At 55.0% G+C, this 11,996-nt stretch carries 10 protein-coding genes; 8 read left to right on the top strand and 2 right to left on the bottom strand.

All coding sequences use genetic code 11. The annotated features are described in order from the left end of the window. The first annotated feature begins 15 nt into the window (after positions 1-15). The 3 genes from VH86_RS06420 to tmaR all read left to right on the top strand — a co-directional run bounded on the left by VH86_RS06420 (position 16) and on the right by tmaR (position 2,303). Positions 16-480, top strand: a complete 465-nt coding sequence (locus tag VH86_RS06420; RefSeq protein ID WP_045832289.1) for a GyrI-like domain-containing protein — start codon at positions 16-18, stop codon at positions 478-480. Between the two features lie 159 nt (positions 481-639). After that, positions 640-1,698, top strand: a complete 1,059-nt coding sequence (locus VH86_RS06415; RefSeq protein ID WP_034824691.1) for an FUSC family protein — start codon at positions 640-642, stop codon at positions 1,696-1,698. A 284-nt stretch (positions 1,699-1,982) separates the two neighbouring features. Beyond that, positions 1,983-2,303 carry a PTS system regulator TmaR gene (tmaR, locus tag VH86_RS06410; protein WP_034824689.1) on the top strand — a complete coding sequence of 107 codons (321 nt, stop codon included), beginning with the start codon at positions 1,983-1,985 and terminating at the stop codon, positions 2,301-2,303. 102 nt (positions 2,304-2,405) lie between these two features. Here the strand turns inward: tmaR and VH86_RS06405 are convergent, their stop codons facing one another. Then, on the bottom strand, positions 2,406-3,473 hold the full coding sequence (locus tag VH86_RS06405) for a LacI family DNA-binding transcriptional regulator (protein WP_045832288.1): 1,068 nt from the start codon (positions 3,471-3,473) through the stop codon (positions 2,406-2,408). 99 nt (positions 3,474-3,572) lie between these two features. Here VH86_RS06405 and VH86_RS06400 point away from each other — a divergent pair, with 99 nt between their 5' ends. Then, positions 3,573-4,340 (top strand): YdcF family protein, encoded by a 768-nt coding sequence (locus VH86_RS06400; RefSeq protein ID WP_045832287.1) that lies wholly within the window; start codon positions 3,573-3,575, stop codon positions 4,338-4,340. 165 nt (positions 4,341-4,505) lie between these two features. On the opposite strand, the gene VH86_RS06395 is transcribed toward VH86_RS06400, so the two are convergent. Next, positions 4,506-5,423 carry a ketopantoate reductase family protein gene (locus VH86_RS06395; protein WP_045815203.1) on the bottom strand — a complete coding sequence of 306 codons (918 nt, stop codon included), beginning with the start codon at positions 5,421-5,423 and terminating at the stop codon, positions 4,506-4,508. Between the two features lie 213 nt (positions 5,424-5,636). Here VH86_RS06395 and fusA point away from each other — a divergent pair, with 213 nt between their 5' ends. The 4 genes from fusA to VH86_RS06375 all read left to right on the top strand — a co-directional run bounded on the left by fusA (position 5,637) and on the right by VH86_RS06375 (position 11,985). Next, entirely contained in the window at positions 5,637-7,736 is a 2,100-nt protein-coding gene (gene fusA / locus VH86_RS06390; RefSeq protein WP_045832286.1) for an elongation factor G, read from the top strand. A 259-nt stretch (positions 7,737-7,995) separates the two neighbouring features. After that, entirely contained in the window at positions 7,996-9,609 is a 1,614-nt protein-coding gene (locus VH86_RS06385; protein WP_045832285.1) for an ABC transporter substrate-binding protein, read from the top strand. Between the two features lie 217 nt (positions 9,610-9,826). Further along, the gene (locus VH86_RS06380) at positions 9,827-10,342 is read left to right on the top strand and encodes a GNAT family N-acetyltransferase (RefSeq protein ID WP_038646074.1); all 516 of its coding nucleotides are present in this window, start codon (positions 9,827-9,829) and stop codon (positions 10,340-10,342) included. A gap of 29 nt (positions 10,343-10,371) precedes the next feature. Continuing rightward, on the top strand, positions 10,372-11,985 hold the full coding sequence (locus VH86_RS06375) for an ABC transporter substrate-binding protein (RefSeq protein WP_045832284.1): 1,614 nt from the start codon (positions 10,372-10,374) through the stop codon (positions 11,983-11,985). The last annotated feature ends 11 nt before the right edge of the window (positions 11,986-11,996 follow it).

The following is an 11,996-nucleotide window of genomic DNA, read 5'->3' as shown; positions in this document are numbered from 1 at the left end:
AACGGAGGCAAAGGTATGAAAGCATCTATCGTTGAACGCAATCCTCAAAGCTGGCTGGGCTACCATCTACAGGGACCGTGGCAGGAAACCGTGCCGCGTGGGTTTAACCAGCTTAAAAGCTGGGTCGAGCAGCATGGCATGACAGGCGAGTGGCTGGCCATCTATTATGGCAATCCTGAAGTTCTGCCGCCGGAAGAACTGCGGGTTGAAACGGTGATCACCGCGCCTGCAGATGCGGTGCCCTCCTATGGCGACGACATCGAACAAGGGTTGCTGCCCGGTGGGCCATATTTTCATGCGCGCATGGAAGTGATGAATAACGATTTCTTCACCGCCTGGCACAGCCTGTTTGATCACCTCAAGACGCAAACCGACTGGCAGGTGGATAACCGCCCTTGCTTCGAACACTACCTGTCCGACGGCTCCGACAGTGGCGACTGGCTGGTGGACATGTACATTCCAGTGCGTTCAGCCGACTAATATCATCAGTGCGTTACCTCAATGTTTCATAAGAGAAAATAAGATGTAGCGCACTTGTTGAATCGTAAAAAAAGAGCGGAAATAGTGCTGCGCAGCACTCAATGTTCCTGCCGTGCCAGGGTAACATAGCGCGCAAATTTTTATCGTTTCCGGACCACCATGTTACGCGCCGACAAACCCATCTCTGCCATTGAGTTCTGGTTCTACCGCCACTATCGCGCTGTGCACGGCGTGCGCATCGCTATTGCCTTCGTGCTCTGTTTTCTGTTTGTGCGTTTGACGGATATTCCGGAAGGAACCTGGCCGCTGATCACCCTGGTGGTGGTGATGGGGCCGATCTCGACCTGGGGCAATGTGTTTCCGCGTGTGATCCAACGTATCAGCGGCACTTTTGCCGGGCTGGCATCGGGTTTGATTGCTCTGAAACTGGAGCTGATCTCACTGCCGATGATGTTGTCATGGTGCTTCGTGGTGATGATTATTTGCGGCTATCTGACGCTGGGTAAGCACCCTTATATGGCGCTGTTGATTGGTATCACGCTCGGCGTGGTGGTGGGTGCACCGGCCGGTGACTTCACCGTGGCGCTGTGGCGTGGCGGCGATGTGATCCTAGGTTCGATTATGGCGCTGCTGTTTAGTGCGATTCTCGCTCAGCGCGCCTACACACACTGGCGGATTCAGCTGTCCGATTCATTTCTGGCGATGGCGAAACTGCATCACACCGGCTTTTCCGCTAACCTGCTGGAAAAACCCCGACTAAACAAACCCTTCCAGAAACAGCTGACCAGCGTCATTAAGATGCGCGCGCTGCTGGAACCGGCCAGCAAAGAGACGCGTATTCCTAAATCGGTGTTTGAAGCGATTCAGACCATCAACCGTAATATGGTTAACACGATGCAGATGCAAATTGATGCATGGTGGTCATCACGTGAGAGTCACCTGTTGCTGCTCAATGCCCCGACGCTGCGCCGCAGTCAGAAAATGACTGAAGACACGTTGAACGCGCTGGCCACATTGATGGTGAAAGGGGAGACGGAAGGCGTGATCGCCAACAGCCATGAGTTGGAAGAGATCACCCAGGAGCTGGAGCAGTTGATTGCCAACCGCAGCGGGCGCTTAGAGACCACGGCGATCTATGGCTACGTGTGGTTGAGTCTGGAACAGGCGCGTCAACTGGAGCGTATTACGGACCTGGTCCGTCTGGCACTGCGCAAATAGTTTTCTCAGGCAATGACTTAATGTGAATCACCCTTTCTTTGCGCTAAGATAAGTGCCAGTCCGAAATTAGCTGTGAAAATTGCGAACTCAGCTAGCAAGCCGCTAAGCTGTAGCTCACCCGTCATACTTCAAGACGCAGGTGCGTTAGCTACATTCACACACCCCGGTCGCTTACTGATGTAAGCTCGCGGGGATGTGTACATTTGCTGCCTTCCTGCGCCTTGAACTATCTAGGGTGTATGACTATTCCGCCTGCCGCGGCAGGCTCAAAGAAAGGTGCCAACATGGAAAATGCCAAGCAATCATTTCAGGACGTGCTGGAGTTTGTACGTATGTTTCGTCGTAAAAACAAACTGCAGCGCGAAATCGTGGATAACGAGAAGAAAGTCCGTGATAACCAGAAACGTGTGTTGCTGCTGGACAACCTGAGCGAGTACATCAAACCAGGCATGAGCGTTGAGGCGATTCAGGAAATCATTGCATCCATGCGTGTGGACTATGAAGACCGCGTCGATGAGTACATCATCAAAAATGCTGACTTGTCGAAAGAGCGTCGCGAGCTGTCGAAGAAGTTGAAAGCGATGGGTGAACCAAAGCCGCAGTAAAAATGTTGGGACCGTAAGGTCCCAAATTTTTTGCAGCGTAACGGCTTCCGCCACGCATTGCCTGCCGTGGCATGCGTATTAGCCTGTGCTGCTTTAACCTGATCAGGCTTTGGGTTTTAATTGTCGCGCTAATGCCTGCAACTGAACGGCGATCTCCGCCATATCCACATCGTCTTGCATCGGCGCAGCTGTTGTTTCGCGCAATACCAGCTCGGTTACCAGCGGCAGAGGCTGTACCGCTTCTCCGGCCAGTTCCGCCAACAAGCGGTCCACAGATACCGCACCCAACTGCTGCAAATCCTGACGCACGGTGGTGAGCGGCGGCTGATACCATGCGCTCTCGGCAGTGTCGTCATAACCAATAATCGACATCTCCCCAGGAATCTTCACGCCGTGTTGGTGCAGTGCACGCATCGCCCCAAGCGCCATCTGATCGTTCGCCACCAGCAGGGCCTGTGGCAGGCGATCCGGCAGCAACTGCAAAAGCGCCTGATATCCGGATGCCGCGCTCCAGTCGCCATGCAGTACGCATATCGGCTGCAACTGGTGTGACGATAACGCCCGTTGCCATGCAGTGAAGCGCGCCCGCGCCGAAGCCGAACTCTCAGGCCCATTCAGCACGCCAATCTGCTGGTGGCCCAGCGCGATGAGATGCTCTACTGCCTGCTGCGCACCCGATTCACTCTGATACTGGCACTGGCTGACAGCAGCATGTTGTTCAACATCGAGAAACAGCACAGGCTTGCTGCCGCACTGCTGCTGCACCTGTGCCGCCTGTTCAGCATCGAGCGGCAGGTTGATGAGTAGCGCATCAACGCGCTGCGCCAGCAGTTCATTCACCGTGTCCTGGGCATTTCCGGCCGTATTCGCCATGGCGATCACCAGATGGTAACCCTGTGCGGCGGCACGTTCATGGATCGCAGAGGCAATCTGTGCCGGGGCCATCAATGCCAGATCGCTGGTTGCCAGCCCCAGCGTGCGCGTGGCTTTTCCTGCCAGCTGCTGTGCCACGCGGTTGGGCACATAGTTCAGCTGTTGCATCGCGGCTTCGACTTTGGCGCGCGTGCGTGGCGAAACCTGCACGGAATGGTTGAGCACACGGGAAACGGTCTGGTAGGAAACCCCCGCCAGTGCAGCGACATCATCGAGGGTAACGGAACGCGCAGTCATAAACTCTCCTGAATCTGATAGCGGCGAGTGTAGCAAATTTTTCTCTGCTGTCGCGGAGTTAAGCCGCTACACTGCCAGTGTTAATGCGAGGAGAACGCGATGCAGCTCAATAGCCAACAGATTCAGGATATCAATACGCTTGCGGCCTGGCTGGCGCTTGACCACATGCCGACAGATGGCACGCTCGAGGTTGATTTGGCAATTCTTGCCGGTCACGCGGTACTGCCCAACGTTGAAGGTGTGATTGCGCTGGCGAAGAAGTATCAGCTGCCTCTGATGATCAGCGGCGGTATCGGTCATTCCACGGTGCTACTGGCGGAGATGATCGCTAATCATCCGCTTTATCGTCAGATTTCTACCCAAGGCAAAAGCGAAGCAGAGTTGCTGGGCGACATGGCGCGGGTTTTTGCCGCACTGCCGGACGATCAGCTGCTGCTGGAAACCGCCTCACGCAACTGTGGTGAGAATGCCGCCTTCAGCCAAAAACTGCTGGATGAGCAGAAGTGGCAGCCGCAGCATGTGCTGCTGGTGCAGGATCCACTGATGCAGCGACGCACCTGGGAAACCTTCCGCTACCAGTGGCGCGACCGAACCGATGCGCCTGAATTTATCAGCTGGCCGGTGTTTGTTCCGCAGGTGATGATGGATGCCGGTATGCTGCGCATTATCGGTGCGCCGCCGCAAGGATTGTGGTCGATGGAGCGTTTTCTCTCCCTGCTGATGGGTGAAATCCAGCGCCTGCGCGATGATGAAAACGGCTACGGTCCGCGCGGCAAAGGTTTCCTCGGGCATGTGGATATCCCGGATGAAGTTGAAGCAGGCTGGCAGCGCTTGATGCAACTCAAAGGCGTGCAGTCGCGTCTTTAAACATCAGGCCACCACCCACAGTGGCCCAACAATCCCCGTAGGGTGTGCATGTTGTACGACGGATGTTAACCATCAGGTCACCAGCAACAGCGACCTTACAAACCGCGCAAAGGTGCGCTTTTATGCGCACCTGGCCCGAAAACCACAGCGGTTAACGTGGCGCAACTATGCGCTGCGATTCTGTAAATACACCTGCAAATTCACATACACCGCATTCAACAACGGCGTCACCACGCCACTGCGTGCGCCTCGCACCAGCAGATCACCAATCACCTGATCCGCCTCAATCTCATAACCCTGGGTTAAATCGCGATACATTGAAGAGGTCATCGCCACCTGAGGATTATTCAGCGTCTCATAGATCTTTGCCGTGACCGCTGGCCGTTCCTGATAGCCGTCAGCACCAAGCACTGAAAGCACTTCAGTAAAAATCCCCTGCAATAAGGCTTCACCACCTTGAGACCGCAACACCTGCTGGGTATTACCCCGCGCGATGCAGCACACCGCCCCTAGGGTGCTTAGCAGCAGCCACTTCTCCCACAATTCGCTGATGATGTTGTCAGCAAAGACCGTATCGAATTGCGCGATGTTCAGCGTCTCATCGACACGTTGCAGACGTGCATCATTGTGCCCATCGAGTGCACCGTAGTAGAGAATATGCAGTGGCGTCATCTGCACCACTTCACCTTGTTCACCCAGCGTGGCGTTGATTTTGCACAGGCCGCCAATCACCTTGTCGCCAAAGCGAGCGCGCAGCGTATCGATATGCCGCATGCCGTTGAGGATCGGCATGATCAGGGTTTCTGGCCCGACGGCGGGTGCGATATCCGCGATAGCCTGATCGAGCCCGAAGCTTTTCACCGTCAGAATGATCAGATCAAACTGGCCTGTCAGCTTGCCGGTTTGCGCCAGCTGCGGCTGAATCACTTCTGTGCCGCCCGGCGTTTTTAGCACCAGACCGTTTTGCTGCAGTTGCTGAAAACGGCGCTCGCGCACCAGAAAAGTCACATCACGTCCTGCTTGCGCCAGACGTGCACCGAAATACCCGCCGGTGGCTCCGGCGCCGACAACCAGAATGCGCATGGTTAGATTTCCCGTTGAGAGTGAGACCTTTACCATAAATCGCCTGGGATAAGCTTGCCAGCCCGTAAATGCTGAATCTATTGCAAGATTTTTTCGATGGCTAAAAAAGGCTCAAACTGTTCGTATTTACTCGTACAATAGGTCTATGCTGTTGCGCAGCGGCGGGCAATGGTGCCCGCCCACTTTTCCAGTCGAACAGACTAAGGACGCATCATGCCCCGACCCCTACCTATCGAACGTTATCGCAATATCGGCATCTCCGCGCACATCGATGCCGGCAAAACCACCACAACGGAGCGCATCCTGTTTTATACCGGAATGAGCCACAAGTTAGGTGAAGTGCACGATGGCGCGGCAACCACCGACTGGATGGCGCAGGAGCAGGAGCGCGGCATTACCATCACCTCGGCGGCAGTGAGCTGCTATTGGCCGGGAATGGATGGCAGCTTCACGCCGCACCGCATCAACATCATCGACACGCCCGGACACGTGGATTTCACCATCGAAGTGGAGCGATCCATGCGCGTGCTGGATGGCGCCGTCATGGTATATGACGCTGTAGGTGGCGTGCAGCCACAGTCGGAAACCGTGTGGCGCCAGGCCAACAAGTATCATGTGCCACGCATTGCTTTCGTTAACAAAATGGACCGCCAGGGCGCGGACTTCTTCCGCGTGGTACAGATGATGAAAGATCGTCTGCATGCCAACCCGGTGCCGATTGTGATTCCGATTGGTGCGGAAGAGCACTTCGCAGGCGTGGTGGATCTCAACAAGATGCGCGCCATCTATTGGGATGACGCCAGCCAGGGCATGACGTTCAGCTATGCGCCGATCCCTGATGAGTTGCAGGCGCTGGCTGCCGAATGGCGTGAGAATATGGTGGCCGCTGCGGCGGAAGCCAGTGAAGCGTTGATGGATCGCTATCTGGAGCAGGGTGATCTCAGCGAAGAAGAGGTCATCGCGGGCTTACGCCAGCGTACGCTGATTGGCGAGATCCAGCCGATGCTGTGTGGTAGCGCGTTCAAAAACAAAGGTGTGCAGCGCATGCTTGATGCCGTGATTGAGCTGATGCCTTCACCGCTGGACGTGCCGCCGGTTGCCGGTGTGAACGAAAAAGGCGAACACGATGAACGCCATGCTGATGACGATGAACCGTTCTCGGCGCTGGCCTTCAAACTGATGAGCGATCCCTATGTGGGCCAACTGACCTTTGTCCGCGTCTATTCAGGCGTGCTGCGCAAAGGCGACAGCGTGTGGAATGCGGTGAAAGGGCGTAAGGAGCGCATCGGACGTATCGTGCAGATGCAGGCTAACGATCGCATCGAAATCGAGGAGATTCGTGCGGGTGATATAGCCGCCTGTGTCGGTTTGAAAGAGGTGACGACGGGCGAAACGCTGTGCGATCCCAATGCGATGATCACGCTGGAACGTATGGAGTTCCCGGACCCGGTGATTTCGCTATCGATTGAGCCGAAAACCAAGGCAGATCAGGAGAAAATGGGGCTGGCGTTGCAGCGTTTGGCCGCAGAAGATCCGTCATTCCGCCTGCACACCGATGAAGAGTCGGGGCAGACGATTATCTCCGGTATGGGTGAGTTGCATCTGGAGATCATCGTTGATCGCATGAAGCGTGAATTCGGTGTGGAAGCCAACATTGGTCGGCCACAGGTCACCTATCGCGAAACCATTCGTAAGACGGTGCGCGATGTGGAAGGCAAGTTTGTGCGTCAGTCGGGCGGTAAAGGGCAGTATGGTCATGTGGTGCTGACGCTGGAGCCGCAGCCAGCAGGCGCCGGTTTTGCCTTTGAAGATGCCACCAAAGGCGGCGTTGTGCCACGCGAGTTTATTCCTTCGGTGGAGAAGGGGATTCGTGAAGCGCTGAACAGCGGCGTACTGGCGGGTTATCCGGTGGTAGACCTTAAAGCTACGCTGACCTTTGGTTCGTATCATGACGTCGACTCCTCGGAAATGGCGTTCCGCATGGCGGCGATTTTCGGTTTCAAAGCCGCGGCAAAACAGGCTGACCCGGTGATCCTTGAGCCGGTGATGCAGGTGGAAGTGGAGACGCCAGAAGAGTATGCCGGTGGGGTGATGGGCGATCTGTCCTCACGTCGCGGTACGCTGCAAGGCATGGACGAACGCTTTGGCGCTCGTATCATTCGTGCGGAAGTGCCGTTATCGGAGATGTTTGGCTACGCCACCACGCTGCGATCCATGTCGCAGGGCCGTGCCACTTACAGTATGGAGTTTGCGCATTACGCTGAAGCACCACGCAATGTGGCCGAGGGAATTATTGCGGCGCGTGCGGAGTAATTTTATCGGCGGCAGGGAAGCCGCCACTTAACGCCCTTTCAGATCATGACTCGTAAAGTACGCATGACAGCGCCGGATTGCAGATCGGTATAAATAGCGACTTTACGGTTTTATTTCCCGCCTTAAATCATTTCATCACAACCTTTGCCACTATTGTCGTTTTACATTTATTTATCCGGATTTTAATAATTTAGCGGAAATTAAAAACAGACCGAAATCGGACTGATTAAAAATAACACCTGCTATCACCAAGGATAATATGAAAATAAATGCAATTTCTCTGGCACTGGGCCTCAGTTTGCTCGGCGGTGCACCTCACGTTGTTGCCGCCGATAAACCGGTGACCGGTGGCAGTTTGACGGTGGGCGTAGAAACCGAACCCACCACTTTTAACCCGCAGCTGAACGGTCAGGACAAAGCCGAAATCACACTGCGTAACTTCTGGGAATCGCTGTTGGCACGCCGTCCTGACGGCAGCTTTGTGCCCTGGTTGGCCGAAAGCTATCAGGTCAGCGAGGATAGCAAAACTTTTCGCTTTAACCTGCGCCGCGATGTCACCTTCTCCAACGGTGAAAAATTGGATGCAAACGCGGTGGCTGAAAACTTCCGTCAAACTCAGGTGGCGCAATACTGCGCCGGCACCAGTCTGTGCCTGATGGGATCGCACATCGACAAGATTGAAACACCAGACGATCATACGCTGGTGATCACGCTGAAAGAGGTTTATTCGCCGTTCCTCTCCTTCGCCGCTGGGCTGCAAATCCTCTCTCCATCCAGTTGGAAATCATCGCAGTTGAAATCCGGCGGTCCAGAGATTGCGGGCACCGGGCCGTTTATTCTGCAAAGTTATGAGAAGGGCCAGCAGGTAACCTTCGTCAAGAACCCAAAATACCACTGGGCACCAGCCACCGCTAAGCATCAGGGGCCGGCTTATCTTGACCGTGTGACCTATCGCTTCCTGCCAGAATCCTCGGTGCGAACTGGCGCGCTATTGTCTGGCCAGGTGGATGCCATTGAAGGGATTTCCGGCAACGATGCCGGTGAGTTCAAAGACAACAGCGATTTCACCTACCAGCACGCGCTCAATACCGGTACGCCGTACTCGCTGTTCCTCAACGTCGAATACGGTCCGACCCAGGATGTGAAAGTGCGTCAGGCACTGTTGCAGGGGCTGGAAATCGACCCGCTGCTGAAATCAGTGTATCGCGGTGAACGCACGCGCGCTTGGGGCATTACTTCGCCAATTGATCCGCTGTATAACAATGAATTAGAAGGGAAATACGGCAATAGCCCGGATGCTGCTAACAAGCTGCTGGATGAAGCGGGCTGGCAAACCCGTGACAGCGAAGGCTTCCGCACTAAAAATGGCGAACGCCTGCGCATTGAACTGATTCAGGCACAGGCCACGGTGCGTGACCAGCGAGACGTGTTGTTACAGGCGATTCAGGCTCAGGCGCGTCAACGTTTAGGCATCGATCTTAAACTCAACTACGTGGATTCTGGAACCTACGCGGACGTGCGAAAAAGCGGCAAATTCGGCACCATTGCTAATTCCAACACGCCGACCGATGGCGTAGATATTGAGAATCACTATCGGCCGATAGCCCAGGGGGGTGCGATTAACTACAGTCGCGTCAACGATACCAGTATCAATACATTGCTGGATAAGGCGGCCGCAACGCTGGACTTGCAACAGCGCCGTCAGTTCTACAGTGAACTGCAACAGCGCGCACTGCCGCAGCTAGCCTTAGCGGTTCCGCTGTACGAACCGGAAGATCAATTGGCCACCGCCAGCTATGTGCACGGTTATGGGTTCCGCAGTTATAAACAGATGCCGGAAAGCGTTTACGATGTGTGGTTAAGCAAACACTGATCCATAAAAACGATTTGTAGCGGCATGATTTATTGCGCGTGTATGAAAAGCAGCTTTAATGCTCATCGGCGCGCGATAAATTTTGCCGCTATGCTGCATGCCGAATAATCGAGGGTGTTATTTCCCACAATTAACAAATCGATTGCCACTATTCTCGTTTTACTTTAATTCCCCGGATTTCAATAATTCCCTGAAGATTAATTCAGGAAACTCGCAGATGAGCCAATCTATTCAGGTCGCAACTCCCGACGATGCCGAAGAAATATTTGCCCTGTTACAACGGGCGTACGCCTCGCTGGTGGCGCTGGATGTGCATTTCACCATCTCGCAGGGCAACGTGGAGCAAGTGCGTCGTGTCATTGAACAGGAAACCGTATTGGTGCTACGCAAATGGAAGCGGGCGGTGGCGACCGTGACGGTTCGTTTTCCATGGCAGCAAGAAACGGATGCGCCTTCCTCTTTGCCGTTTATCCACTGGTTTGCCGTGGACCCCGATTACAAGGGGCAGGGCTATGGCCGTGAAATCATCAGCTACGCCGAAGACACACTGCTGAAACAGACACTGAAAGCACCGGGTGTTTATCTGGCGACGGCCACCAAACATCCGTGGTTGAGCGAGCTTTATCTGCGTCGTGGCTATCAGCCTTTCTATCATCGTACCAATGCGTTGGGCGAAGCGCTGGTGTTCCTGAAAAAGGAGTTCCACCCGCAGCCCATCGCCAATATTGCCTGATTTACCGCAGTTAAAATAACAGGGACATTATGAAAGCGAATTCAATCACGCTCGCACTGGGGCTGGCGTGCCTGCTGATCACCACGGCGACGTTGGCCGCAGAACAACCGCGCAGCGGCGGTTCACTCACCTATGGCGTGGAAACTGAACCGGCGCCGTTAAACCCGCAGTTAAATGGTCAGTCAAAAGCGGAAGTCACGCTGCGTAATGTGTGGGAATCACTGCTGGCGCGCCGCACCGATGGCAGTTTTGTACCCTGGCTGGCGACGGGTTACGAAGTCAGCCCGGACGCAAAAACCTATCGATTCACGCTGCGTCCTGACGTCACTTTCTCGAACGGTGAGAAACTGAATAGCCGTGCAGTGGCGGAGAACTTCCGCCAGGTTCAGGATCCAAAATACTGCGCCGGAACCAGCATCTGCGCTTTGAGCGCACGCATTGCCAGCGTTGAGACACCCGATAACGACACCGTGGTGATCACCCTAAAAGAGGGTTATGCGCCATTCCTCTCGTTTGCCGCCAAGCTGCAGATTCTGGCTCCCGCTAGCTGGCACTCCTCACAGCTCAAAGCGGGCGGTAAAGATATCGCCGGGACCGGGCCGTTTATCATCGAAAGCTACGAAAAGGGGCAGCAGCTCACGCTGGTGCGCAATCCACACTACAACTGGGCTCCGGCGACTGCACATCACCAAGGTCCGGCATATCTGGAACGGGTGACGTACCGCTTCCTGCCAGAATCCTCGGTACGTACCGGCGCGTTGCTTTCCGGTCAGTTGGATGTGATTGAAGGCATCTCGGGGAATGATGCCAGCGAGTTTAAAGACAGTGCGGATTTCACCTACCAGCACGCCCTCAACACCGGTACACCCTATTCGTTATTTCTCAATGTGGAGTATGGCCCTACGCAGGATATGAAGGTGCGTCAGGCGCTGCTACAAGGGTTGGATATCGATCCGTTGCTGAAGTCGGTGTATCGCGGTGAGCGCACCCGCGCATGGGGCATCACCTCACCCGTGGATCCGCTCTATAACAACGATCTGGAAGGGCAGTACGGCAACAACCCGACGGCGGCCAATAAACTGCTCGATGAAGCGGGATGGCAAACCCGTGATAGTGATGGTTTCCGCACCAAAGCGGGCCAGCGCCTGAGCATCGAAGTGATTCAGGCGCAGGCCACGGTGCGCGATCAGCGTGATGTGTTGCTACAGGCGATTCAGGCACAGGCGCGTCAACGTCTCGGCGTCGAAATCAAACTGCGTTATGTCGATTCCGGCACCTATGCCGAGGTGCGGAAAAGCGGCCACTTCGGATCTATCGCTAACTCAAATACCGAAACCGACGGTATCGACATTGAAAACCACTATCGCCCGGTCAATGCCGGCGGGGCGATCAACTACAGCCGGGTAAATAGTCCGGAAATCAATGGCTGGCTCGATCAGGCTGCCGCCACCCTGGATATCAACCAACGCCGCAAGTTCTACAGCCAGCTGCAGCACTACGCATTGGCGCAGCAGGCTTTGGCGATTCCGTTGTATGAACCGGAAGACCAGATTGCGGCAGCCCGCTATGTGCACGGTGTAGGTTTCCGCAGTTATAAGCAGATGCCGGAGAACGCTTACGACATCTGGCTAAGTGACCATTAATCAGGAGGCGA

Origin of the sequence: Pantoea sp. BL1, from assembly GCF_000963985.1 — a bacterium.
In the GTDB taxonomy this organism is placed as follows: Bacteria; Pseudomonadota; Gammaproteobacteria; order Enterobacterales; family Enterobacteriaceae; genus Pantoea; species Pantoea rwandensis_B.
This window is presented reverse-complemented; position numbering and strand designations above follow the sequence as displayed.

Bases quoted from the DNA above. Each gene is read 5' to 3' on its own strand.
- VH86_RS06420 (WP_045832289.1), top strand. From the start codon at position 16: ATGAAAGCATCTATCGTTGAACGCAATCCTCAAAGCTGGCTGGGCTAC.
- fusA (WP_045832286.1), top strand. From the start codon at position 5,637: ATGCCCCGACCCCTACCTATCGAACGTTATCGCAATATCGGCATCTCC.
- VH86_RS06375 (WP_045832284.1), top strand. From the start codon at position 10,372: ATGAAAGCGAATTCAATCACGCTCGCACTGGGGCTGGCGTGCCTGCTG.
- VH86_RS06395 (WP_045815203.1), bottom strand. From the start codon at position 5,423: ATGCGCATTCTGGTTGTCGGCGCCGGAGCCACCGGCGGGTATTTCGGT.
- tmaR (WP_034824689.1), top strand. From the start codon at position 1,983: ATGGAAAATGCCAAGCAATCATTTCAGGACGTGCTGGAGTTTGTACGT.
- VH86_RS06385 (WP_045832285.1), top strand. From the start codon at position 7,996: ATGAAAATAAATGCAATTTCTCTGGCACTGGGCCTCAGTTTGCTCGGC.
- VH86_RS06415 (WP_034824691.1), top strand. From the start codon at position 640: ATGTTACGCGCCGACAAACCCATCTCTGCCATTGAGTTCTGGTTCTAC.
- VH86_RS06400 (WP_045832287.1), top strand. From the start codon at position 3,573: ATGCAGCTCAATAGCCAACAGATTCAGGATATCAATACGCTTGCGGCC.
- VH86_RS06380 (WP_038646074.1), top strand. From the start codon at position 9,827: ATGAGCCAATCTATTCAGGTCGCAACTCCCGACGATGCCGAAGAAATA.
- VH86_RS06405 (WP_045832288.1), bottom strand. From the start codon at position 3,473: ATGACTGCGCGTTCCGTTACCCTCGATGATGTCGCTGCACTGGCGGGG.